The 21,803-nt window shown below is 70.8% G+C and carries 24 protein-coding genes and 1 pseudogene; 10 read left to right on the top strand and 15 right to left on the bottom strand.

The genetic code is table 11. The features are described from left to right. Positions 1-100 precede the first annotated feature (100 nt). A complete protein-coding gene (locus ACH4TL_RS20485) occupies positions 101-1,075 on the top strand; it encodes a hypothetical protein (protein WP_398316020.1) in 975 nt (324 codons plus the stop codon). Between the two features lie 80 nt (positions 1,076-1,155). On the opposite strand, the gene ACH4TL_RS20480 is transcribed toward ACH4TL_RS20485, so the two are convergent. Then, positions 1,156-1,443 (bottom strand): metal-sensitive transcriptional regulator, encoded by a 288-nt coding sequence (locus ACH4TL_RS20480; protein ID WP_398316018.1) that lies wholly within the window; start codon positions 1,441-1,443, stop codon positions 1,156-1,158. Positions 1,444-1,751: 308 nt separating this feature from the next. On the opposite strand from ACH4TL_RS20480, the gene ACH4TL_RS20475 reads away from it, so the two are divergent. Then, positions 1,752-2,564: an alpha/beta hydrolase gene (locus ACH4TL_RS20475; protein WP_398316016.1), complete on the top strand. Its 813-nt coding sequence runs from the start codon at positions 1,752-1,754 to the stop codon at positions 2,562-2,564. 31 nt (positions 2,565-2,595) lie between these two features. Here the strand turns inward: ACH4TL_RS20475 and ACH4TL_RS20470 are convergent, their stop codons facing one another. Together ACH4TL_RS20470 and ACH4TL_RS20465 are read right to left on the bottom strand one after the other, a co-directional pair. Further along, positions 2,596-3,132: a snapalysin family zinc-dependent metalloprotease gene (locus ACH4TL_RS20470; RefSeq protein WP_398316014.1), complete on the bottom strand. Its 537-nt coding sequence runs from the start codon at positions 3,130-3,132 to the stop codon at positions 2,596-2,598. Between the two features lie 540 nt (positions 3,133-3,672). Next, a pseudogene (locus ACH4TL_RS20465) lies at positions 3,673-3,882 on the bottom strand (transposase); the annotation flags it as partial. Positions 3,883-3,954: 72 nt separating this feature from the next. On the opposite strand from ACH4TL_RS20465, the gene ACH4TL_RS20460 reads away from it, so the two are divergent. The 3 genes from ACH4TL_RS20460 to ACH4TL_RS20450 all read left to right on the top strand — a co-directional run bounded on the left by ACH4TL_RS20460 (position 3,955) and on the right by ACH4TL_RS20450 (position 5,658). After that, positions 3,955-4,785, top strand: coding sequence for a GNAT family N-acetyltransferase (locus ACH4TL_RS20460; RefSeq protein WP_398316012.1), 831 nt, complete (start codon positions 3,955-3,957; stop codon positions 4,783-4,785). A gap of 138 nt (positions 4,786-4,923) precedes the next feature. Beyond that, positions 4,924-5,100 carry a hypothetical protein gene (locus tag ACH4TL_RS20455; protein WP_398316010.1) on the top strand — a complete coding sequence of 59 codons (177 nt, stop codon included), beginning with the start codon at positions 4,924-4,926 and terminating at the stop codon, positions 5,098-5,100. Positions 5,101-5,235: 135 nt separating this feature from the next. Continuing rightward, positions 5,236-5,658, top strand: coding sequence for a PPOX class F420-dependent oxidoreductase (locus tag ACH4TL_RS20450; RefSeq protein ID WP_398316008.1), 423 nt, complete (start codon positions 5,236-5,238; stop codon positions 5,656-5,658). Between the two features lie 70 nt (positions 5,659-5,728). Here the strand turns inward: ACH4TL_RS20450 and ACH4TL_RS20445 are convergent, their stop codons facing one another. The 4 genes from ACH4TL_RS20445 to ACH4TL_RS20430 form a co-directional block, all read right to left on the bottom strand. Then, positions 5,729-6,814: a tetratricopeptide repeat protein gene (locus ACH4TL_RS20445; RefSeq protein ID WP_398316006.1), complete on the bottom strand. Its 1,086-nt coding sequence runs from the start codon at positions 6,812-6,814 to the stop codon at positions 5,729-5,731. A 249-nt stretch (positions 6,815-7,063) separates the two neighbouring features. Next, a complete protein-coding gene (locus ACH4TL_RS20440; RefSeq protein ID WP_398316004.1) occupies positions 7,064-7,960 on the bottom strand; it encodes an oxygenase MpaB family protein in 897 nt (298 codons plus the stop codon). 24 nt (positions 7,961-7,984) lie between these two features. Further along, positions 7,985-8,572: a UbiA family prenyltransferase gene (locus ACH4TL_RS20435; protein WP_398316002.1), complete on the bottom strand. Its 588-nt coding sequence runs from the start codon at positions 8,570-8,572 to the stop codon at positions 7,985-7,987. A 27-nt stretch (positions 8,573-8,599) separates the two neighbouring features. Continuing rightward, positions 8,600-9,232: a TetR/AcrR family transcriptional regulator gene (locus tag ACH4TL_RS20430; protein WP_398316000.1), complete on the bottom strand. Its 633-nt coding sequence runs from the start codon at positions 9,230-9,232 to the stop codon at positions 8,600-8,602. 144 nt (positions 9,233-9,376) lie between these two features. Here ACH4TL_RS20430 and ACH4TL_RS20425 point away from each other — a divergent pair, with 144 nt between their 5' ends. Next, positions 9,377-10,093 carry an SDR family NAD(P)-dependent oxidoreductase gene (locus tag ACH4TL_RS20425; RefSeq protein WP_398315998.1) on the top strand — a complete coding sequence of 239 codons (717 nt, stop codon included), beginning with the start codon at positions 9,377-9,379 and terminating at the stop codon, positions 10,091-10,093. 6 nt (positions 10,094-10,099) lie between these two features. Here the strand turns inward: ACH4TL_RS20425 and ACH4TL_RS20420 are convergent, their stop codons facing one another. The 3 genes from ACH4TL_RS20420 to ACH4TL_RS20410 are packed head-to-tail and all read right to left on the bottom strand — an operon-like array spanning position 10,100 to position 12,722. Further along, positions 10,100-11,050: an ABC transporter substrate-binding protein gene (locus ACH4TL_RS20420; protein ID WP_398315996.1), complete on the bottom strand. Its 951-nt coding sequence runs from the start codon at positions 11,048-11,050 to the stop codon at positions 10,100-10,102. Continuing rightward, entirely contained in the window at positions 11,047-11,598 is a 552-nt protein-coding gene (locus ACH4TL_RS20415; RefSeq protein WP_398315994.1) for a GNAT family N-acetyltransferase, read from the bottom strand. The genes ACH4TL_RS20420 and ACH4TL_RS20415 overlap by 4 nt, the downstream gene beginning before the upstream one ends. Then, positions 11,595-12,722: an LLM class flavin-dependent oxidoreductase gene (locus tag ACH4TL_RS20410; RefSeq protein WP_398315992.1), complete on the bottom strand. Its 1,128-nt coding sequence runs from the start codon at positions 12,720-12,722 to the stop codon at positions 11,595-11,597. Before ACH4TL_RS20410 ends, ACH4TL_RS20415 begins: the two co-directional genes overlap by 4 nt. A gap of 552 nt (positions 12,723-13,274) precedes the next feature. On the opposite strand from ACH4TL_RS20410, the gene ACH4TL_RS20405 reads away from it, so the two are divergent. Then, complete coding sequence (locus ACH4TL_RS20405) at positions 13,275-14,255, top strand: amino acid ABC transporter permease (protein WP_398315991.1); 981 nt, start codon at positions 13,275-13,277, stop codon at positions 14,253-14,255. A gap of 38 nt (positions 14,256-14,293) precedes the next feature. Here the strand turns inward: ACH4TL_RS20405 and ACH4TL_RS20400 are convergent, their stop codons facing one another. From ACH4TL_RS20400 to ACH4TL_RS20390, 3 genes are all read right to left on the bottom strand, one after another. Then, positions 14,294-15,187 carry a glutathione S-transferase C-terminal domain-containing protein gene (locus ACH4TL_RS20400; RefSeq protein WP_398315989.1) on the bottom strand — a complete coding sequence of 298 codons (894 nt, stop codon included), beginning with the start codon at positions 15,185-15,187 and terminating at the stop codon, positions 14,294-14,296. A gap of 353 nt (positions 15,188-15,540) precedes the next feature. Then, positions 15,541-15,999 (bottom strand): RrF2 family transcriptional regulator, encoded by a 459-nt coding sequence (locus ACH4TL_RS20395; protein ID WP_398315987.1) that lies wholly within the window; start codon positions 15,997-15,999, stop codon positions 15,541-15,543. Between the two features lie 33 nt (positions 16,000-16,032). Beyond that, entirely contained in the window at positions 16,033-17,244 is a 1,212-nt protein-coding gene (locus tag ACH4TL_RS20390; RefSeq protein ID WP_398315985.1) for an acyl-CoA dehydrogenase family protein, read from the bottom strand. Positions 17,245-17,399: 155 nt separating this feature from the next. On the opposite strand from ACH4TL_RS20390, the gene ACH4TL_RS20385 reads away from it, so the two are divergent. From ACH4TL_RS20385 to ACH4TL_RS20375, 3 genes are read left to right on the top strand one after another with little or no spacing between them, the layout of a single operon-like run. Next, the gene (locus ACH4TL_RS20385) at positions 17,400-18,050 is read left to right on the top strand and encodes a formylglycine-generating enzyme family protein (RefSeq protein WP_398316072.1); all 651 of its coding nucleotides are present in this window, start codon (positions 17,400-17,402) and stop codon (positions 18,048-18,050) included. Between the two features lie 35 nt (positions 18,051-18,085). Beyond that, positions 18,086-18,535: a hypothetical protein gene (locus ACH4TL_RS20380; protein WP_398315983.1), complete on the top strand. Its 450-nt coding sequence runs from the start codon at positions 18,086-18,088 to the stop codon at positions 18,533-18,535. Between the two features lie 60 nt (positions 18,536-18,595). Beyond that, on the top strand, positions 18,596-19,153 hold the full coding sequence (locus ACH4TL_RS20375; protein WP_398315981.1) for an NUDIX hydrolase: 558 nt from the start codon (positions 18,596-18,598) through the stop codon (positions 19,151-19,153). Between the two features lie 9 nt (positions 19,154-19,162). On the opposite strand, the gene ACH4TL_RS20370 is transcribed toward ACH4TL_RS20375, so the two are convergent. Together ACH4TL_RS20370 and ACH4TL_RS20365 are read right to left on the bottom strand one after the other, a co-directional pair. Continuing rightward, positions 19,163-20,623 (bottom strand): MFS transporter, encoded by a 1,461-nt coding sequence (locus ACH4TL_RS20370; protein WP_398315979.1) that lies wholly within the window; start codon positions 20,621-20,623, stop codon positions 19,163-19,165. An 83-nt stretch (positions 20,624-20,706) separates the two neighbouring features. Beyond that, a complete protein-coding gene (locus tag ACH4TL_RS20365) occupies positions 20,707-21,726 on the bottom strand; it encodes an NUDIX domain-containing protein (RefSeq protein ID WP_398315977.1) in 1,020 nt (339 codons plus the stop codon). Positions 21,727-21,803: the final 77 nt, after the last annotated feature.

Below are 21,803 nucleotides of genomic sequence, written 5' to 3'. Positions count from 1 at the left end.
CCCGGAGGACCGGGCGGCCACTCCTTGGAAGCCACTGCAGGCAAGAACCGATCAGCCACACCCGGCCCTCCCGGGCCGCCCAACAACTTACGGAGAACCGATGAACACCCCCTTGAAAATCACTGCCTTCGCTGTCGCGCTCGCCGCCACCCTCGGAGCCGCCTACGGGGTGGGCGATGCGGTCGTCCCGATCGGCACCTCGGCCGAACCCGCGGCCCATGCGGAACACGAAGGCACCAACGACCAGGACAAGGAAGGCGAGCACGGCGAACACGCCGAGAACGGCCAGAGCACGCCACCGGGTGGCCTCCAGATCGCGGAGAACGGCTACAGCTTGGACCTGGAGACCCCGCGCATCCCCGCGGTGAAGAAGTCCGAACTCCGTTTTTCCATCCGTGACAGCGCGGGCCGGAAGGTCACCGCCTTCAAACGCGAACACGACAAGGAACTCCACCTGATCCTTGCCTCCCGGGACCTGGGCACCTTCCGGCACCTGCACCCCACCCGGTCATCGGACGGCACCTGGAGCACCAGCGCGGGCCTCCCCACAGCCGGCACGTACCGGCTGTTCGCCGACTTCACGCCCGCCGCCAAGGGCGCGAAGGGCCTGACCCTGGGCACGGACCTCGCTGTCTCCGGCTCCTATCGCCCGGCCCCGCTGCCCGCACCCGCGAAGGTCGCCGAAGTCGACGGCTACACGGTCACCCTCGACGGCCGACTGCGGCCGGGGGCCGCGAGCGAGCTCAAGCTGAAGGTCGCCAAGAACGGGCACTCCGTCACCGACCTCGACCCCTACCTCGGCGCCTACGGCCACCTGGTGGCCCTGCGCTCAGGAGACCTCGCCTACCTGCACGTACATCCCAACGGCACCCCCGGCGACGGCAAGACCAAGCCGGGCCCCACCATCTCCTTCAGCGCCACCGCGCCCAGCGCGGGCACCTACCGGCTCTTCCTCGACTTCCAGCACCAGGGCAAGGTCCGCACGGCAAGCTTCACCGTCGACGCCGACCGCAGCGTGCGGGAACCGGCCGGGAGCCAGAGTCCCGAAGCCCCCGAAGGCGACCACCAGCACTGATCCGCACGCCCGGACGCCAGCGCGGAGCCCCAGGCGGATATCCGCCTGGGGCTCCGCGCAAGGGCGTCATACGGGAAACGCTAGGAGCGCACCAACCGTGCGATGGCGTCGGACGCCTCCTTCAGCTTCTTTTCCCTCTCCTCGCCACCTTCGGCGACGGCACTGCTCACGCAGGTGGCCATGTGCTCGTCCAGCATCTGCAGAGCGAACGACTGAAGGGCGCGCGTCGTCGCCGATACCTGCGTGAGGATGTCGATGCAGTACGTGTCCGTCTCCACCAGTCTCTGGAGGCCACGGACTTGGCCCTCGATGCGGCGAAGCCGCATCATCACCTCATCCTTGTGCGTCTTCTGATTCTGGCCAGCCATGGCTCCTGGTCCTTTCTTCCCGGCCGGTGCCACAGCGCAGCGCGACCTCCCCCTAAAAGATACCCTCCGGCCGTATGGGAGCGTGCCGCCAGAACAATACAAACCTGTCGTCGGCCCGTCACGAGGACCTGGGGCGCGTCCCTTACGAGACCGCTTCCCACCGGGCGAGTTCCTCGAACTCACCGGCCAGGTAACAGCGGCGCGCCATCCAGCGCTGCACCTTCCCGCTCGAGGTCTTGTGGATCATTCGGGGCGGAATCAGCACCACCGCATAGGGCGGAACGCTGCACCCCATCGAAACCGACCGCGTGGTGCTCGACGGCGTCAATCCCCCCGATCACTACAACCAGACCCTGCTGCGCGGCGCCGAAGCGGCCAACGAGTCAGCCCTGCGCGCCTGGGCGTCCTGGGCCGCCGCACGGCACTCCACCTACGGGCTGGGCGCCACACGCGCCGAGGTCCTGGCAACAGTCCAGCACATCCTCGACGCCGCCACGCAGAAGCCACTGCGGATCGGGAAGGCGTACCTGCTGGACGAACACGTCCTCCCCGCCCTCTTCATCGGCGGCCTCGGCAGCGACCTCGACGAGCGGCGCGCCGACCTGGCCGCGACCGTCCGCCTCTTGGCGCGCGCCGCGGACCGGGAACCGGTCGAGCCGTACCAAGCGCTCGCCGGGCAGCTGGAGTTGCTGCTGACCGGGGCAGGCTCGGCCCCCTCGAGCCAAATGACCGCGATCGTCTGTAGCGACGTGGCCGAGCGGCGCGGCGTCGGCAGCTACTGGCGCGCGGTCGAGAAGTCACGCGAGCGGTTCCCCCTCACGGGGCCGCTGGCGAACGACATCACCCCATGCGAGTTCTGGGACCGGCCCACCGAGACACCGACCGTGCTCGACAACGACGTCCCGGCCTTGCTCGTGGCCGCCACCGGTGACCCCCGCACCCTCTACGCCGGTGCCCAGGCCGTGCGCGAGCAGTGGCCGAGTTCCCGGCTGCTCACCGTGGACGGCGCCCGTCAACACGGCCTGCACGGCGAGTACGGCAACGCCTGCGTCGACGAGCGCGTCAACGCCTACCTGCGTACAGGACGGCTCCCCGCGCACGATCTGACCTGCAAGGCGTAGTTCCGGGAGTGGCACCCGGCGTCTCGGGCGTTCAGCCCTCTGAAGGAGTGCCCCAGCCCGGTACCGGGTCACCGACATCGTGCGCGGCGAAGAAATCCGCGACCTCGGCGGCTTCTTCCGCGTCCGGCTGATCGTTGGTGCACTCGGGGCCGGCCCAGGCGCCGGACATCACCTTGGAGCAGACGCTGCCCGGTCCAAGGTCACTGAGCGACAGAATGTGCCCCAGTTCATGCACGGCGATCCGGGACGGCTTGTACTTCTGAGCATCCCCGGTTTCGAGATAACCCCAGCCCCTGCCCAGGCCGTTGAGGAAGGCATGGGAAGCGGTGCCGTTCGCGGTCGTGTATTCCTTGACCCGCAAAGCCGCCGGGGTGTCCTGCTCGACGAACTTGATTCCAGGGACGGCCTTGTTCCAGATGCCCATCGCATCCCGGACCGCGTCCGCATAGGACCCGGCCAGAAGCAGATCGATCGAAATAACTTCCGGCTCGGGCTCCGCAGCATTCGCCGGAGCACCGGCGCCCACCACGACGGCACCGGCGCATAATACGGCCGCCATCAGGTTCATCGCTCGTCTCCGCACTGCCACGACCTCCATCACGCATAGGGGTTTCGGTTGACGTCGCGCACGGAAACAGGAAACAACCGCCTGATTTTCACGACCTTCCCGTACGCGCACCAACAGGAAGCCTTTGGAGGGATTCCGCCGCAGCCACCATGACAAAATGCCCCTCATCCGGAAAATACCCATAAGAACTGGTGGCGGCCGACGCCTGCGTCGACGCCACGAACGCAAAGCCAGCCGCTTCCTGGCCTTCACCAGCCTCGCCTGCACACTGATCGGCTACCGCCAGCTAGTCTCGCGCTTTCATGGGGCGGCCTCCGATCGGTGATCACCTAGGACCTGTCCGGGCGATCACGTACGGCCAGATGACGATGGCCGCGACGGTGACGAGGCCGAGAAAGACGTAGCCGCGTTTGTCGCCGCCGCGCGAGCAGCCCAGGCCCTCACCTCCACCAGACGGCCGTGCAGGTTCCGTCACGGCGTTTCGCCCTGGTGTTCTGCCGTTGTGGTCCCCTTTGATGCGGGGACTGGAGGCGGGTCGGGGCGGGCGCCGGCGGCGTGCTGGTGCGCGCGCACGATGGTGGAGTCCACGGAGATGTCCCAGTCGATCTTGTCCGCCGCATCGGCTGCGGCCTGGACCTGCTGCAGCAGGCTCTCCCATGTCCCGTCAGCCGACCGCAGCCGGTGCCGTTCGTAGAGGGTTTTCCATGGTCCGAAGCGTTCGGGCAGGTCACGCCACTGCACCTGAGTTCTGCCGTCTGATCGGCACGGCCTACGCTTCCGTGATCGATGACACCGCATATCCAACGTAACGGGGGTCTTGGTGTGGGCGTGAACAGCGGCAGCGGCCCTGCATCGTGGGAACGGTTGCCTGGCTACGTCTTCCGGCCGTATCACGGCCACCACGACCACGGCGGGATGGCCGCTGTGCGGCTGGGCTGTGCACAGCGGGATCGGATCGACGCCCGCTCGATTGTGGAGGGGATCCCCACGGCGGCCGAGATCGCCGAATCCTGCGCCAAGCTGGACAGCCCATCCGAGAACCAGGTCATGGTGGAGCACGACGGCGGCGGCGTCGGCTACGTGACGATCAGGTGGTGGCAGGAGCGGGACGGGACGTGGTTGTACCTGCACCGCGGCTACCTGCTGCCCGAGAACCGCGGTCAGGGCATCGGCTCAGCCATGCTCGACTGGACAGAATGCCGTATCCGCCAGCTCGTGCAGCAGCATGGAACCTCACAGACGGCTGTGTTCGGCGCGAACGCCATGGCTTGTGAACAGGATGCAACGACGCTGCTGCTCGAAACGGGATACCGGCGTGTCTTCAGCCTGGTAGATGCCACGGCCGACCCGACCTGCTGGCGGGCTGCCTGGGATGGAGAACATATGGCTGCGGTCGCCCTGTGCTCCATCCGTCGGCACGACCCCACTGTGGGCGAAGTCGAAGAGCTGAGCGTCCGGGCAGAGTCAAGGCGTCTGGGACTTGGGCGGGCCCTGCTGCTGGACGGGTTGCGGTGCCTTCGCAAGCACGGTGCGCAGACCGCCCGGCTGTACACCGGGACTGCGAATCCGCACCGGTCCTACGACCTCTACGAGAGCGTGGGGTTCCAACGCCAGAACGAGTACGTCCGCTACCGCAAGCCGATCGCCGCCTGATCCGACAGAGGTGCCCCGTAGCCCCTCGGTGGTACGGATTCCCGAAGACTGAGCCCGGCTTGATCGACCGGACAGGACCTAGTCAGTCGGCCCCGCGTCCGCGGGGTGTGTTGCTCGGGGTACCGCCGTGTACCGACGATGAGCCACCGGCCAGCCTCCACATCCGCACTCCTGCCGAACCGTCCGTTGCGGTCGTCCGGGGCGACCTGGGTCACGGCGGACGGCGTGGCCGACGCGGAGACGTCGCTGCCCGGGATGCTGATCGCCCTCGTAGCGGTCACCTCCCACCGCACCCGCCGGGCGCACGCCCACTGATCCCGGCCCGCCGCCTCAGCCGGCAGTGAGCCTCCGCCCCTTGGGCCCGGGCGCGGCCGGTCGCGTAGCATCCCGGCAGTGCGGGGCCCGCCAGCTCGGACGGCCCGTCCCGCCACCCGTCAGCAAGGAGGTCTCATGTCCAAGCCGCCGTTGCCGCCCGATGCCGTCGAACTGCTGCGCCACCCCAATCCGGCCGTCATGGCCACCGTGCGCTCGGACGGCGCTCCCGTGTCCACTGCCACCTGGTACGCGTGGGAGGACGGCCGCGTCCTGGTCAACCTGGACGACGGCCGGGTGCGGCTGAAGCATCTGCGCAACGATCCGCGGGTGACGCTCACCGTCCTGGACAAGGACAACTGGTACACCCACATCACGCTCATCGGACGGGTCGTGGAGATCCGCGCCGACGAGGGCCTGGCCGACATCGACCGCATCGCCCGCCTCTACATCGACGGCCCCTACCCGGACCGGGACCGCACGCGGACCAGCGTCTGGATCGAGGTCGAGCGGTGGCACGGCTGGGGTGCGATGAAGGACAACGACCAGGCTTCCGGGTAAGCCCCGTTTCGCCCGGTCGCGCAACCCCCGGGGCGGTGGCTCCATGCGGGGCCGCCGCCCCGGGGTGGGCTCACCGGCCCACGGGGACGGCCTCCCTGGGGTGTTCCGGGGACGCCTCCGCCGCCACCTCCGTGATGCCGAACTCCACCCGCGCCCGGTCCACCATCCGGCGGGCGTGCCGCAGTCCGATGCGGTCCAGCACATCGGCCAGCTCGTCCAGATCGGCGGCCGTCATGGCACGGTCACGCCCCAGCCGCGCGAGGGACTTGACGAGGCCCAGCCTGGCCAGCGCCTCGCCGCGCGGCTCGCTCATGGTGCGGAACTCGCTCAGCGCCTGCCGGTACACATCGCGTGCCTCCGCGAAGCGGCCCGCGCGGTAGAGCACATTGCCACGCATCTTGTGGTTGTAGGCCAGGGCGCTCATCAGGTTCATCGTCCGGCACGTCACCTCCGCCTCGGCGAGCAGGTCCAGCGCGCGGTCCGCGTCGCCGTCACGTACGGACACGATGTCGGCCAGGCCGCGCAGCGCCCAGGCGTGTCCGCGCCGGTCGTCGGCCTGTGCGGCGATCGCCGCCGACTCCTCGAACATCGCGTACGCGGTGTCGTACGACCCGGTGTTGCGGTGCATCTGGGCGATGCCCTCCAGCGCCCATACGGTGTGCCGGGCCTCGCCACGTTCCCGCGCCTCGGCGAGAAGCTGCTCGTGCAGCGCGCTCACGGCCTCGTAATCGCCCTGGATGCGGCCCGTCTCGGCCAGCCCGGCGAGCGAGTAGCCGCGGGCGAGGATGTCGCCTCCGCGCTCGCCGAGTTCGGCCGCGAATCCGAGCAGACGCCACGCCAAAGCCAGTGCGCCACGCTGCCGCGCCAGCGTGCCGCCGCTCCACAGCGCCCAGGCCATCGCCCCGGCGTCGCCCGCCGTACGGGCCGCCCGATAGCTGGCCTTCCACTGGCGGTCTGCATCCGTCACATGCCCGAGCCTGCGGTGGGCCTCGGCCACCGCGAGCCCCACGCGGGCGGTCTCCTGCGGGCAGCCGCTCTGCTCGGCGGCGCGCAACTGCTCGGTGCCGGTGGCCAGTACGTCGGCCAGCGAAGAGTTCACGGACAGGGTGCTGGTGAGGGAGCCCTGGTACTCCGGGGCGAATGCCTTGCCGTACATGGGTGCCTTTCCGTCTGTGGTTCTCACGGAAGCGCAGGCCATCCCCTATACATCGCGTCTATACATCACGTGTATAGCAGGGTGCAAACGGCCATCTCTCCCTTGGCCGCTACGCGTCCGCTGCCGATCAAGACGCGATTCGGCCCGATGGGGTTGTTCCGGATCGATGCGATCCGTGCGCAGCGCCTGGCCCGGAAGTGATGTCAGCAGCACACGATGGCTTCGGAGATGTCCGTGACGACGGCCAGATCATGGCCGATCAGCAGCCCCCGCCAGCCGACCCCGTGCGGCGGCCTGGATGCGGGAAGGCCCGAGCCCCCACTCGAGGGTGCGTCCGACGGCCGTCGCCAGGGGGCGGTCCCAGCCGGTGCGGACGGGGGCCGGGCGGTGGATGCGGAGTTCGGTGCGGGCCCAGTCGGGGAGGAGCCCGACCGAGGCGTTCATGAGCAGGCCCACGACCAGCCGCTCCCGTCGTGTGCGTCCGAATCGGCGGAGGAACAGCACCGAGTCCAACGCGGCCGGGGTGGCGTGGAGTTGGGGGCGGAGGCGGGTCAGGTAGCGCTCGGCTTCGAGGGCGGTGCGCGGTACGTTCCGCGCGCCCAACACCTCGGCCACGGGGGCGGCTTGGCGGTAGTAGGCGTCGCACTCGGCGGGGGTCAGCCGGAGCGGCCGGGGTGCGTAGGTCTGGTGGCCGGCGAGGAAGCTGCGTACCTCGGCGGTGTGCACCCAGGTGAGCAGGTCGGGGTCGTCCGCGCGGTACGGTCGGCCGTCGGGGGCGGTGCCGTGCACCCGGGTGTGGATCCGCCGGACGAGGTCGATCACCTCGCGGGCGGCGGCCGAGGAGCCGAAGGTGGTTGTGGTGATGAACCGTACGGTTCCGTTCAGCCGCCCGACCGGATCGGCGCGGAAGTCGGAGTGCTGGTCGACCCCCGCCATGGCCAGCGGATGCAGCGACTGGAGCATCAGCGCGGCGAACCCGCCGGTGAGCATCCCGGTGGCGTGCCCGTGCACCCGCCACACCGGATCCCCCGGCGCGATCCCGAACAGCCCGGGATCGCCGGGCGGTCCCGCGTACCGCTCCAGCTTGAGATCCCCGCCGTGCATGGTCGCCGTGAGCTCCGCCGCGATCCGTTCCCGCAGTCCCACCAGCACCTCCAAGGATGCGTGCCCTCAGCCGAGGGTACCGACCCGCCCGGCGAGCACGGCCACGAGGATGAGCAGTCCGCACAGAGGATTGGTGCCGAACGCCCGCCCGCAGGCTCCGGCATCCGCGGGGTCGGCCCGCCACACCTGCCATCCCAACTGCCCCGCGACCACGCACAGTCCGGGCCAGTACAGCGGCCCGAACCCGGCCACGACCCCGAACCAGGCGAGCAGCACCACGCACCCCGCGTACACGCCGCCCACCATCACCCGGCTACGCCGCCCCAGCAGCACGGCGGCGGACCGCACCCCGGCCCGCACATCGGCCTCCCGGTCCTGGCAGGCGTAGATCACGTCCGTCCCCACGGCCCAGCAGATCAGCGCCCCGTACAGCACCCCGTACACCAGGAGCAGCAGCCCGAGCAGACCCTCGTCCCCGGGCCCGGCTATCGCTCCCAATGCGATCCATCCGGGCACCACCAGCAGCCAGGCCCCCACCGGCCGGTCCAGCCTGAGTAACTCCAGATACGGCCGCACCCCGGCGGGGGCCCGCCCCACTAATCGGGCGGCACGGCCTTGGGACGGGGCTTGTGAGGAGACGGCCATACGATTCATGTCCCTTTCCAGCGAAAGGGAACAAGATTACGGCTTGCCGCTGAGGTGCCCCATCACCTCGTACACCTGCTGCGGGGTGAGGGGTTCGGCGGGGAGCGGCCGACGGGCGGCTTCCGTGCGCAGCCCGTCGAGGAGGAACGCGATACCGCGACGCCAGGCGCCCGAGCCCGGGTCGGACGCGGCGCGGGTCAGTACGGCGTTGGCGCCGAAGGCGAACACCAGGTCCTCGCTGGTGAAGTCGGGGCGCAGGGTCCCCGCCCGCTGGGCCCGCTCGACGATCCGCTTCGTGTCATCCATGGTCCGGGCGCAGACGGCCATGAGGCGCTCGGCGCCCGGGTAGCGGCCGCCGACCACGTCGGCGACCGCGGGGTCCGTGGCCTGAAGTTCGCAGAGCTTCTCGATGTAGTACGCGAACCCTTCCCAGGCGTCCTCGAAAGCCATGGCCTGCTGGGCGATCTCGTCGAGGCGGTCCGCCGCCAGGTCGGCCACCACCTCGTCGATGAGTGCCTCGCGGGTGCCGAAGAGGTTGTAGAGGGTGCCGTGGCTCACGCCTGCCCGCCGGGCGATCTCCTTCAGCGGTACGTGCAGGCCGCGCTCCTGGAAGAGCTCGGCCGCGGCTGCCCGCAGTTTCTCCGCGTTTCGTTGCGCATCGGCCCGCATCCGGTCGTTCCTCCTGGTCTGCCGTGGCGCCGTCCATGGTCGCACGCTCCCGCCGACCTAATTTGACCCTGGGGTCAAGTTTTATGTTACCGTCGAACCTAAGTTGACCTCCATGTCAAGTTATCTGGCGCAAGGAGCATTCCCATGTCCAAAGTGATCGCCGTGTTCGGTGCCGGTACCGGCCTCGGAGCCTCCGTGGCCCGCCGCTTCGGGCGCGAAGGCTTCCGGGTCGCCCTGGTGGCGCGCCGCAGGGACCGTCTGGACGCGCTCGTCGAGCAGCTCGCCGGTGAAGGCGTCGAGGCGGCCGCGTTCTCCGCCGATCTGCACAAGCCCGCCGAGGTACCCGCGCTGCTCGACGCCATCCGTGACCGCTTCGGCCGGATCGATGTGATCGAGTACGGGCCGATCAGCGGCGAGCAGAGCTTCACCCCGGCCGCCCGGCTGGACGCCGCCACCCTGGAGGGGATGCTGCCGCTGTTCCTGCTCACCCCCGTGGAGGTGGTCCGCGCCGCACTGCCGGAGTGGACGGAGCGCGGCGACGGCGCCTTCCTGATGACCACCGGTCACTCAGCGGTGGAGCCGAGGGCCCATCTCAGCGGTGTCGGGCCCATCATGTCCGCCGCCCGCAATTACGTGTACTCCCTCAACGGCGAGCTGGCCGACGCCGGAATCTACGCGGGTACCCTCTCCATCGCGGCTTTCGTCGCCCGCAGCGAGATGGCCGAGCGGGCCACCACGGTCATGGCCGGCTCCGAGTCGGCTACGGCGTTCCCCGTCGTCGACCCGGACGACCTCGCCCAGCACTACTGGGACATGTACACCAAGCGCGACCGCGTCGAGCAGATCCACCCCGGGACCTGAGACAGGTCAGGTGTGTTCGGGCGGGTTGATCCGCGAGGTCTTGATCGCGGACGCCTTCGTGCCCCACTTGTCGAGGATGCGGGCGTAGGTCCCGTCCTTGATCAGCTCATTGACGGCGGCCTGGAAGGCCCGGGTGAGCCGGGAGCCCTTCTTGAAGGCGAAGCCCACGTCGAGCCGGTGGTATTCGCCCAGGAAGGTAGTCTGCGCGGCCTTCTGGGCCGCCTGGTAGCGGAGGCCGTTGATGGTGGACATCTCCACGTCGATGCGGCCCTGCTGGAGCGCGGTGAGGATGGCTCCGTTCTCCGAGTAGACCTTCACCTCGTACGGCTTCTTGCCCGCCGTGGCGCACACCTTCTCGCGCGCTTCGAGGGTCGCTTCGAAGGTGGTGCCCGCGCCGGTGCCGATGGTCAGGCCGCACAGCTTGGTGAGGTCGGTGACCTTGCCGCCGAGCGCGGTGTTGCCCTTCTTCACCGCGAAGCCCTGGCCGTCGTTGATGTAGGTGGCGAAGTCGACGGTCTTCAGCCGCTCGGCCGTGACGCCGAAGTTGCCGGTCCCGACGTCGAACTTGCCGCTGCCGAGGGCGGGCAGGATCGTCTCGAACGAGGCGTCCTGGCGCTGGAGTTCGACGCCGAGGACCTTTGCCACCGCGTTCGCGAGGTCGATGTCCTGGCCCACCGGCTTTCCGCCCGTGCCCTGCGGGTAGTACGCGTTCGGCGGTCCCCCGACCGAGCTGCCGATCCGCAGCGTGCCCGACTTCCTGACGTCGGCGGGCAGCAGGGCGGCGACGGAGTCGTCCTTGTGCACCTGGGCGACCGGGTTCTGGGTCGGCGCGGGGGACGCTGCGCCCGCCGCCGAAGTCCCGCCGGTGCCACCGGAACCGCAGCCCGCGAGGGTCAGCGCGAGAACGGTGGTGGCGGCGGCCGGGCGGAGGCGCAGTCTCGCGCGGGCGTGGTTCACGGGGTGGAAGCCTTTCGGGTATGCGCGTCGGTGGTGAGGTGTTTTTCGAACGGGAGCGGGCCGATGGTCTCCGGATCGGCCTCGGTGTCGAACAGCGGTGTGTAGCCGGTGGCCAGGTACAGGCCGCGGGCCTCGGGCTGACGCGGCCCGGTGGTCAGGTAGACGCGCCGATAGCCGTACGCCCCCGCCTCGCGCTCCAGTTCGGCCACGACCCGGCGGGCGAGTCCGCGGCGGCGATGGGCGGAGTGGGTCCAGATCCGCTTCAGTTCGGCCGTGGTCCCGTCGTAGCGGCGGAAGGCGCCGCCCGCCACCGGCTCCCCGTTTTCCAGCAGCAGGAGCAGCACTCCGCCGTGTGCGGGGGTGAACTCCCAGTCGGGGTACCGGGCGAGTTCGCCGTGGGCGTCCTTGCCGTAGCGGGTGGAGTACTCATGGCCCAGTTCACGCAGCAGCGGCGCCACCCGCGAGTCGCCGACCTCGACGGAGACGACCGTCACCTCGGCGGGGACGGCGGTCGGCTCGGCGGGCGGCAGCCGCGTGAGTGCGGTCATGCGCGCACCGCCGCGAGGGACTGCGGGCCGCGTGCCGCGCGCTCGGCATCGCGCTTGGCGACTTCCTCACGGACGATCGGGATGACGTGCCGCCCGAAGTCGATGGCGTCGCGCAGCAGGTCGTAACCGCGGGCCGAGAGGATGTCGACGCCCAGGTCGTAGTAGTCCAGTAGCGCCTGGGCCACCGTCTCGGGCGTGCCGACCAGGGCGTTGGAGTTGCCCGCGCCACCGGTGGCGGCGGCGGTCGGGGTCCACAGCGCGCGGTCGTAGCGCTCGCCCTGCTCCGCGATGGCGATCAGCCGCTGGGAGCCGGTGTTCTCGGGGGCGCCGTTGCGGTGGTGGCGTACGAGCCCCTGCTCACGCCGTGTGCGGATCGCGCCGACCGTGCGGTGGGCCTTCTCCCAGGCCAGTTCCTCGGTCGGGGCGATGATCGGCCGGAAGGCCGCCTGGATGCGCGGGACATCGGTGCGGCCCGCCGCCCGCGCGGCCGTCTGCACCGCCCCGATCTGCTCCGCGGTCTTCTCCAGGGGCTCGCCCCACAGGCAGTAGATGTCGGCCTCCGCTCCCCCGGCCGCGTAGGCCGCCGCGGAGGAGCCGCCGAAGGAGACCCCGGGCCTGGGCTGCTGGACGGGGCGGACATCGCTGACGAAGTCGTGGAAGCGGTAGTACTCACCCTCGTGGTCGAAGGGCTCGTCCGCCGTCCAGACCTTCTTCACGATCCGGATGTACTCGCGGGTGCGCTCGTAGCGCTGGTCCTTGGTGAGGGTGTCGCCCTCCCGGCCCTGCTCGTGGTCGTTGCCGCCGGTGATGAAGTGCACCGTCAGCCGCCCGTCGCTGATCTGGTCGAGGGTGGCGAAGGTCTTGGCGGCGTACGTCGGGTACGAGACGTTGGGCCGGTGGGCGAGCAGGATCTGAAGGCGCTCCAGTCTGCTGGCGATGTACGCGGCCGCCGGGGCGGGATCCGCCGAGCCGGAGCCGTAGGCGAAGAGCACCCGGTCCCAGCCGTGGTCCTCGTGCGCCCGGGCCAGCCGGAGCGTGTACTCCTTGTCGAACGCGGCGCCGGAGCGCGGGGTGGTCTCGGAGCCGTCATGGGTGGCGGCGATGCCGAGGAATTCCACGGGCATGCGAAGGGCCTTTCGGGAAGGGCGTGAAGAGCCACGCGGGCAGAGTGGGACACCCGCTGGTCCAGCCGGTGGATGACGGTGGATCAGCGTCGTGCTGAGCGGGGGTGGAGCCGGTGTGATGAGGCGCGAAGAGGTGCGGCGGCAGCGCGCGTACGAGGGAGGAACTCGGCCCGCGACGGGGTCACCGAGGGAGGGAAGGGCCGGTCAGAGGGCCCGCTGCCGAGTCAGGCGCAACACGCGGCGGACCACACTCGACCGAAGTCGATGTGGCCACGGGTGACCAAACGCTGCTGGGCATGCATGCGACTAATTGAGCAGGACACCTGGCCCGGCGTCAACCGGTGCCCGGATAGCGGACTCGGACGGCGGACTCGGATGGCGGACCGTTTCCCCGCCACGTTGACAGTCGCACGCTGTCGGCGCATACCATCGCCTCTGGACCGGCTCCGCCCGCGTTGAGGGACGCGGCGAGCGTGATGAAGCCCCGCCCTGGCCGCATGCCACCAGGGTGCTCATCCCCACGCCCGCCACCCTTCCCCGGAGAGCCCCCAGATGGCCACGTCAGCCACGCCTTCCGCCGTCACCGCCCCCGACCCCGTGCCCGCTTCCGCCCACCAGCCCCCGGACCCCGGCGATTCCGGCGGCGTGCCGCGGATCGTGCCACGCCGCCACCTCGGCCGGTGGTTCGCCGCGGCCGTCGCGCTGCTGGTGTTCGCGATGGTGGTCAACTCCGTCGTCCGCAACCCCGCCTTCCAATGGGACGTGGTCGGGAACTACTTCACCACCACCGCCGTGCTGGGCGGGCTGCTGCTGACCCTGTGGCTGACCGCGGTGGTCATGGTGCTCGGCTTTCTGCTCGGCACCCTGCTGGCCGTGATGCGACTGTCCACCAACCCGGTGCTTTCCACGCTGAGTTGGGGTTATGTATGGATCTTCCGCTCCACGCCGCTGCTGGTCCAGCTGCTGTTCTGGTTCAACATCGGCGCCCTCTATCCGACGCTCGGCGTCGGCATCCCCTTCGGCCCCGAGTTCGTCACCGTCAAGACGGTCAACCTGTTCGGCCCCGCCCTCACCGCCGTCATCGGCCTGACCCTGCACGAGGCCGCCTACGCCGCCGAGGTGGTGCGTGGTGGCATCCTCTCCGTGGACCCCGGCCAGACCCAGGCCGCCCAGGCACTGGGCCTGGGGCGGTGGCACACCCTGCGCCGGATCGTCGTACCCCAGGCGATGCGCTCCATCGTGCCGACGGCTGGGAACATGCTGATCGGCACCCTGAAGGGCACCAGCATCGTCAGTGTCCTGGCCGTGCACGACCTGCTGTACTCGGTGCAGCTGGTCTACAACCAGACCTACCAGGTCATCCCCCTGCTGATGGTTGCCACCCTCTGGTACATCGCGGTCACCACGGTGCTGAGCGCCGGGCAGTTCTACGTCGAGCGGTACTACGCGCGCGGGGCCGCCCGTACGCTGCCGCCCACCCCGCTGCAGCGCCTGCGCGGGCAGGTGGCCGCCCTGCGCGCCCGGCTGCGGTGAGCTGCGGGAGGGCGTACAGGGCGGCCCGTGAAGTGGTGTCAGCTCGGCTCGACGGAGGTCCTGGACCGTGCGTGCGCCGCCCAGTCCAGGATCTGCACCGCCGCTCCCGCGGCCTCAAGACCCCGGCAGTGGGCGTGGTGACGGCGGGCGATGCCGTCCAGATCGAGGTGCGGGCCGAACGCCGGGTGGGCGGCCAGCCGCCGTGCGTAGGCCCACAGGTGCGGATGGTCGGTGATGCGGTGCACGGCGGCGGCGTCCAGATGCTTCCGGTGCACGGTGTCGAGCCATACCAGGGTCACCCACACCTGCACATCGGCGGCGGTGAGCGCGTCGCCCAGGACATGGGTCCGGGTCGCGAGCCGTCGCTCCAGCGTGTCCAGCGCGCGGAACACGGTGGCGAGCGCGGCACCGCGCGCCGCGTCGTCGAGGTCCGGCTGCCCGGCGCGCTGGACGGCGTCGCTGATGTCGTGCTCGCAGAGGCGTGCGACCGCCTCCATCTCCCGCTCCGTGCCGCACGGGTGGAGCACGGGCCGGTCGGGGCTCGCGCTGCCGAAGCGGCGGTCCAGGTCGCGCAGGATGTCGGGGACGTGCGTGCTGACGATCCGGCCCGACCAGTCGTCGCTGAGCACCGGGGCCGCGGTCGGCCCGGCGTAGCGGTGCGCACTGGCCTCGTACATCAGGCGCAGTGCGGAGTGTCCGCCGTCCGGGCCGTCGGGCACGGTGGGCAACAGGGTCACCGGGAGGGTGTCGTCGAGGCCGAGCAGGCTGTGGGTGATGGCGATCCGCAGACAGTGGCGGCACGACGGCGACAGATGGAGGCGATAGCGGCGCGGCACGGCGTAGTGCCCGCTGCGCGCGTCTCGGCCGATTCTTCCCCGGAACGACGGCACGGACAGCGAGGATGGTGCGGCTTGCCCAGGTGTAACAGACACGTTTCTCCCCAGGTCGGATTCTCTGCTGATGGTGAGACGTACGGTGAGCGGCCCGCGGTGAACGCGCGACGGCGTGCGCGCGCGACGGCGCATGACGGCGGTGTCAGGTGCCCCCGGAAGGCCGTCGGCTCAGAACGGAAGACTTGCGGCGCTGCACACGCGCAGCAGGTCGATGTGGCGGCGGGAGGTCAGAAGGGGCGATGGCCGATGCGCGCGGACCGCTCGATCGGCGGCCGCCTGCCCTGGCCTCATCATTCCCCACCTATCCGCTAGGAATCCCTCCCGAGGAGTGTCGAGCGCCGCGCGGGTCCCGTCAAGGGGTGTCCCACGTGCTGGTTACGAGGGCTACGGGGCTACGGATTCGTCCACGCCTCGGGGTCCTCCGCGAGGTCCAGGACCTCCTCGGGCAGCTCGGCCGCGGCGACCTCGGCCAGGGTGACCTCCCCGAGGATCTTGCGGACGTTGGCCCGCACCGCGACCCACAGCGGCAGCAGCGACTCCGCCGGGCCGTGGTACGACAGCTCGGGCGGACGTACGCCCCGTACGGACACCAGGGGCCCGTCGACCACGCGGATCACATCGGCGATCGTGATCTCGTCGGCGGGTCGGGCCAGCCGGTAGCCGCCCTTCCCGCCGCGCTGGCTGGCCACCAGCCCGCCCCGGCGCAGATCGCCCAGGATCCCTTCGAGGAACTTGTGCGGCACGCCCTGCGACGCGGCGATCGTCTCGGCCTTCAGAGAGATACCGTCCACCGCCACCGCCAGCTCCAGAGCCGCCCGCACCGCATAGTCCGCCTTCGCAGAGATCCGCATGCGGTGATTATCCGCCACCGGGGGCCACGGCGATCAGAAGGGCAGGGCGAACGGAGGGTGCTCGCCGTGGAGGAAGTAGTCCCCCACCTCCTGGAGCCGCGGGGCGACCGGGACGCAGAGGGTGTGGGTCCGTACGTTGCGCCAGAACCGGTCGAATCCGTACGCGGAGGCGGCGGAGCGGGCGCCGAGGACGTCGAGCGCACGGGCGGTGACGTCCTGCGCGGCACCGGCGGCGGCCGCCTCGGCCGCCGCCGCCAGCATGGTGATCTCGGCGCACTCGTCGTCGGTCAGGTCCTCACCGCGGGCCAGCCCGCAGTCCAGCGCCTCCAGCGCCTGGTCGGCGAGCGCGGACGCGGAGAACGTGGCGACGGTCAGCTCCCCGTAGGTCGTCAGCACGTACGGATTCCGGGGCGAGCCGTACGACGGCCCGTCCAGCCGCCAGGGCACGTCCGCGGCCCTGGTGTACTCGCGGGCCTCGGCGAGCACCCCCTGGGCGATCCCCAGACAGATCTGGGCCGAGACCAGCCGCCCGGTCGGCGCGGACAGCCCCGCGAACGGCGACAGGGTGCCGTCGTCCGGGGACAGCGGGCCCAGTACCGCGTCGCTCTCGACCCCCACCCCGTCGAACTCCACGCTTCCGCCCGCCGCCAGCCGCTGGCCGAAGGTGTCCCCGCCGTCGCCCCCGGACACCACGCCGGGGTGCCCGGCGTCGACGAGCACGGCCAGCGGCTCCCCCGTCTCGGAGTGGTCGGCGCGTACGGCGAGCCGGTCGGCGACCAGGACGCCGGTGGCGTACCCCTGGCGCCCGTTCAGCACATAGCCGCCCGGCCCCGGGGTGAGCGTCAGCCGCGGCTCCACGGAGGCCAGTCCGCCGCCCCAGCACCACTGGCCCGCCGCGGACTCCCGCTCGACGCGGGCGGCGAGGTCGGGCCCGGCGAAGAACCGCGCGCTCGAGGACAGCAGGTAGTGACAGCCGAGCACTTGGCCGATCGCCCCGTCGGCCGCGGCGATCGTCCGTATGACGGCGTGGGCCGTGGGCCAGTCCGCCCCGCCGCCCCCGCTCTCGGCGGGGATCAGCAACGACAGGAGCCCCGCCTCCCGGAGTCGCGAGACCTCGTCGAAGGGGGTCTTCCCGGCCTGGTCGCGCACCACGGCGTCGGTGGCCAGGTCGTCCGCCGCCTCATGGGCGACCTGTAGCCAACGCGCGCGGTCGCGTGTCTCGGTCACCGCATCCACCACCGTCACGCCTGCTCCTCTTCCCTCCGGTACGCGCCGCCTTCATCCGGCACGAGCTGCCACCCACGATCTTTCCCTATTAACCCAGTAGGAAAAATAGGGAATCCAGCCGCAGACGTCCACCCGGGTATCGTCGGCCCGTGAACCCGAGTGCATGGCACGAGATGATCGACATCCCGCCGGGACAGGTGACCCTGTCGGACCGGCGCACCCGGCGCAGCTGGCCGGTCCAGCTCACGCCGTACCGGCTCGGGGCGTATCCGGTCACCCAGGAGCTGTACGCCCGGATCACCGGCAAGCGGCCGAGCACCGCCGAGCGGGACGCGGCGCCCGTGGAAGGCGTGTCGTGGCGGGACGCGGTGGAGTTCTGCAACGCGCTGTCGCGGCACGACGGGTTCGCACCCGCCTACCAGCTGCACGCCGACGGCGAGGGCGTCGAGTGGGACCCGTCGGCGGAGGGCTACCGGCTGCCGACGGAGGCCGAATGGGAGCACGCCTGCCGCGCCGGTACGACGGGGCCGCGCTACGGGCCGCTCGACGACATCGCCTGGTACCGCGGCGACGCGGGGGAACAGCTCCACGACGTGGGCGGCAAACAGCCCAACGCGTGGGGGCTGCACGACACGCTCGGCAATGTGTGGGAGTGGTGCTGGGACCTCTACGACCCCGAGGTCTACGGCAGCTACCGGGTGCTCCGCGGCGGTGGCTGGTTCGATGAACACTGGAGCTGCCGGGCCTCCGTGCGACGCCGCAGCCACCCGGCCTTCCGGGTGGACGACGTTGGCTTCCGCGTCGCGCGGTCCGCCGCGCGCTGACCCTGCGAGAGGCCCCGAACGGGAGGTGGTGGCGGGTGACGGCGGAGAGCGGCGGCGAGTTCGCGGCGGCCACGGGCGACGAAGCGCCACCCGGCGCGGGCACCCGGGAGCGGACGGCGGCGGTGCGGGCGGCGTTCGACGGCCTGCTGGAGATCCGCCGGCTGCTCGGTCTCACCACACCCGCCGCGTGGGAACGCCACCAGCCGGTACGGGCCGTGGCCATCTCCCTGGAGGCGGCGGGCATCCCACCCTCGACGGTCGATGCCGACGGCCACCGGCTGGCGACGGGATACCGCTGCGGCCAGACCGAACAGCCGGGGGTGGTCCGGGTCGAGTGGCTGGGCCCCACGGGGAGTGGCGCGGCGTACGCGGCGGCAGAGGCGCTGGGCAACTGCGCCCGGGTGCTGCGCGGGCTGGGCTGGGAGGCGCTGGAGTACCGGGGGCGCGGCCGCCACCGCTATCTGGAAGTCGAACCCCTTCCCTGACCCCGGGCGGCATCGCCCCTATGACGGCAATCGCACCATACGGCGCATAAGATGCCGAACGTGACAGCCACAGAGCCCGACCCGCTGGCGTGGACGCTCAAGAGCGAACGCCCTCGCCCGGCCGGATACCTGACGGTGCGATGCCGCACCTACGTTCAGCCCGACGGCCGGGAGTCCGACTGGGACATCCTGGTGGGCCCGCGCACGGTCGCCGTGGTCGCGCTGACGGAGGACGGGCAGGGCATCCTGGTGCGCCAGTACCGGCCCGGGCCGGGCACGGTACTGGCGGAACTACCCGGCGGCCTGGTCGCCGACGGCGAGGACGTCGCGGCAGGCGCCGCACGCGAGTTGCTGGAGGAGACGGGGTACGAGGCCGGTTCGCTCCAGGTCGTCGCGAACACCTACCTGGCCTCCTACGCCACCCACGTGCGGTACGCGGCACTGGCCCGGGATTGCCGCAAGGTCGCAGACCCCACGCCGGACGCCGAGGAGTTCGTCGAGCCGATCACGCTGCCGAGGGACCAGTACGTGGCCCACATCCTGAACGGCCGGCTCACCGACATGGACCTGGGCCTGGCCGGGCTGGTCGAAGCCGGTCTGCTCAGGCCCACGGTGTGACGGGACGTTCTATCTCCCCTTCGTCGAAGCGGTCAGCGGTGCGGCGACGCACGCGGCGGCGAGGAGGATGGCGAAGCCGACCGTCAAGGCGGTGGTGTAGCCGTGCACGGACGCCGCGACCGGTGTGATGTCATCGCGTGCCGAGGCCAGGTGGGATGCGGTGGCGCTGGCCGCGATGGTGTTCAGCAGCGCGGTGCCGAGTGCGGCTCCCAGTTGCTGACAGGCGTTGTAGGCCGCCGACGCGGCCCCGATGTCGTGCCGCTCGATGCCCGCGGTGGCCAGGCTGGCGGTCGGCGGCATGACGCAGCCGAGACCGAGCCCGGTGAGCACCAGGGCGGGTACGAGGTGGAGCGGCAGGATGTCCGTGCTCTGCGGGGTCAGACGGGTCAGGAGGAACATCCCGGCTGCCGCGGCGATCAGGCCGGGCAGGATCAGCGCCACGGGTGCGACACGTCCGTGCAGCCTCCCGGAGACGAGCGTGGAGCCGAGCAGGGCGGCGAGGGCGTTGACGATCAGTGTCAGGCCCGCCCGCACCGGTGAATAGCCGAGGAGGGTCTGGGTGTAGTAGCTCATGAACAGGTAGAAGCCGAACATCGCGACGAACATCAGGGTGATCGAGAGGTACGCACCGGCGCGGGCCCGGTGCAGCAGCACACGCATCGGCAGCAGCGGGTGGGGCGCACGGACCTCGACGGCGGCGAACGCGGCCAGCAGCAGGACACCAGCCGCGAGCAGTGCCAGCACCTTCGGCGCGCCCCAGCCGAGCGGTTCGGCCTCGTTGAAGGCGTAGACCACCGCGGCGAATCCGGTGGCGCTGAGCAGTGCGCCCGCGATGTCGAGCCGTCCACCGTCGCGGACCGGACGGTCCCGTGGCACGAAGGCCGCACCGAGCACGGCGAACAGGGCGACGGGGACGTTGACGTACAGACACCATCGCCAGCTGGCGTACTCGGTCAGCAGTCCACCAGCGACCAGGCCGATGGCCGACCCGGCGGCGCCGACCGCGGCGAACACGCCGAACGCCCGGCCGCGTTCGCGCGGCTCCGTGAACGTCGTGGTCAGCAGCGACAGCCCGGCGGGCGCGAGCAGGGCGGCGAAAACACCCTGGAGCGCCCGGGCCCCGAAGAGCATCCCGGGACGGACCGCGGCCCCGCCCAGCGCGGACGCCACGGCGAAGCCGACCAGGCCGATGGCGAAGGCGCGCCGGTGTCCCAGCGCGCCACTGACCCTGCCCCCGATCAGCAGCAACCCGCCGAACGCCAGAGCGTACGCCGTGATCGCCCACTGCCGGTTCGCGTCGGACATGCCGAGCGCGCTCTGCGCGGAGGGCAGCGCGATGTTCACGATCGTGCCGTCCAGCACCACGAGCAACTGGGCCGCGCTCACCGCCAGCAGCGTCCACCACCGTCGCGGTGCGGGGGTCTCCACGGCAGACTCCGCCTGGGGCACTTCGATGTCTTGGGCTTCCATGACCTCAATCGTTTCGTTGAAGTCGCCCCGGAGACTTTGTGAACCCCCTGCCCGATGCCCCGGGGCCGGTAGCCGGACAACCCTCAACCCCCCGGTTGAACCCGACCGCGCAGCACCAGCACCGCCAGCCCCTCCGCATCGAACCGCGCCACCCGCTCCCATCCGGCGCTCAGCAGACCGATCTCCGTCTCGTCCAGCGCGATGCCCCGCCGCTCCTCGGGGGTCGTCGCCGCGAGCGGTGTGATCACCACGATCGCTCCGCCCTCCGCCAGACGGCGGCCGAGGCCGTCCATGACCCGGGTGCGGCTGCGGAAGAACGGATAGACCAGCCGAAGCGTGATCAGGTGGTAGCCGCCCTGATGCAACACGGCTAGGTCGTCCCGCTCGATGTCCAGCCGCAGCCACCGCACCCCCGGCGGATGCGTGGCACCGGCCAGGGCGAGGGCGCTGTCCGCCCAGTCGACGGCGTCGACGGTGTACCCCACCGACGCCAGATGCACGGCCAGTTCGCCCAGACCACACCCCACATCAAGGGCCCGCCCGCCCCCGGCGGGCGCAGGCACATGCGCGGCCAGCAACGCGCGCTCGACATCTCCCAACGGCCGGAACACCTTGCCGTCGGCGTAGTGGCTGTCCCATTCGTCCTGCCGCGTGTGTTCCGGCGGATTGCTCCTCGCTCCGTCGGCCTGGTGACGGGCGATGACCTCGGCTGCCCATGGCGCCATCGTCAGCCGCGCGGTGGTCGCGGCGTCGAAGAAGGCGAACATGATGCCCTCGGTCACCGGCAGCCGCGCGGGGTCGCCGTCCCAGTGCCCCAGGTAGATCTGGTTGTGCCCCCTGGTGATGCCGTCCCTCTCACCGCATGCGACGACCGTGAAGGGGGTGAGGTCGATGGTGAGCCCGGTCTCTTCCTGGAGTTCGCGCGCGATCGCCTCGTCCAGGGTCTCGGTCCCTTCCGGGGCACCGCCGGGGAGTGACCAGGTGCCCGGGTCGTAGATGGGTTTGTGCGCGTCTCGGAGATGCAGCAGATACTGGCCGCGGCTGTTGACGATGAGGGCTGCCGTTCCGGTGCACCGGGGTTCGGGGGTGGGCCGCGTGGTCATGAGACCTCCGTTTCCGTGGTGGAGTTTCGGCTGGTCCAACCAGTCGGTATGTTGCACAGGTCCGCCGAAAAAACCTG

Source organism: Streptomyces sp. NPDC021115 (genome assembly GCF_044333065.1).
Taxonomy (GTDB): domain Bacteria; phylum Actinomycetota; class Actinomycetes; order Streptomycetales; family Streptomycetaceae; genus Streptomyces.
This window is presented reverse-complemented; position numbering and strand designations above follow the sequence as displayed.

Excerpts from the sequence above, each read along its gene's own strand:
- ACH4TL_RS20485 (WP_398316020.1), top strand. The coding sequence starts at position 101 with ATGAACACCCCCTTGAAAATCACTGCCTTCGCTGTCGCGCTCGCCGCC.
- ACH4TL_RS20480 (WP_398316018.1), bottom strand. The coding sequence starts at position 1,443 with ATGGCTGGCCAGAATCAGAAGACGCACAAGGATGAGGTGATGATGCGG.
- ACH4TL_RS20470 (WP_398316014.1), bottom strand. The coding sequence starts at position 3,132 with ATGAACCTGATGGCGGCCGTATTATGCGCCGGTGCCGTCGTGGTGGGC.
- ACH4TL_RS20455 (WP_398316010.1), top strand. The coding sequence starts at position 4,924 with ATGAGCCACCGGCCAGCCTCCACATCCGCACTCCTGCCGAACCGTCCG.
- ACH4TL_RS20450 (WP_398316008.1), top strand. The coding sequence starts at position 5,236 with ATGTCCAAGCCGCCGTTGCCGCCCGATGCCGTCGAACTGCTGCGCCAC.
- ACH4TL_RS20445 (WP_398316006.1), bottom strand. The coding sequence starts at position 6,814 with ATGTACGGCAAGGCATTCGCCCCGGAGTACCAGGGCTCCCTCACCAGC.
- ACH4TL_RS20435 (WP_398316002.1), bottom strand. The coding sequence starts at position 8,572 with ATGAATCGTATGGCCGTCTCCTCACAAGCCCCGTCCCAAGGCCGTGCC.
- ACH4TL_RS20430 (WP_398316000.1), bottom strand. The coding sequence starts at position 9,232 with ATGCGGGCCGATGCGCAACGAAACGCGGAGAAACTGCGGGCAGCCGCG.
- ACH4TL_RS20425 (WP_398315998.1), top strand. The coding sequence starts at position 9,377 with ATGTCCAAAGTGATCGCCGTGTTCGGTGCCGGTACCGGCCTCGGAGCC.
- ACH4TL_RS20415 (WP_398315994.1), bottom strand. The coding sequence starts at position 11,598 with ATGACCGCACTCACGCGGCTGCCGCCCGCCGAGCCGACCGCCGTCCCC.
- ACH4TL_RS20410 (WP_398315992.1), bottom strand. The coding sequence starts at position 12,722 with ATGCCCGTGGAATTCCTCGGCATCGCCGCCACCCATGACGGCTCCGAG.
- ACH4TL_RS20405 (WP_398315991.1), top strand. The coding sequence starts at position 13,275 with ATGGCCACGTCAGCCACGCCTTCCGCCGTCACCGCCCCCGACCCCGTG.
- ACH4TL_RS20395 (WP_398315987.1), bottom strand. The coding sequence starts at position 15,999 with ATGCGGATCTCTGCGAAGGCGGACTATGCGGTGCGGGCGGCTCTGGAG.
- ACH4TL_RS20385 (WP_398316072.1), top strand. The coding sequence starts at position 17,400 with ATGATCGACATCCCGCCGGGACAGGTGACCCTGTCGGACCGGCGCACC.
- ACH4TL_RS20370 (WP_398315979.1), bottom strand. The coding sequence starts at position 20,623 with ATGGAAGCCCAAGACATCGAAGTGCCCCAGGCGGAGTCTGCCGTGGAG.
- ACH4TL_RS20365 (WP_398315977.1), bottom strand. The coding sequence starts at position 21,726 with ATGACCACGCGGCCCACCCCCGAACCCCGGTGCACCGGAACGGCAGCC.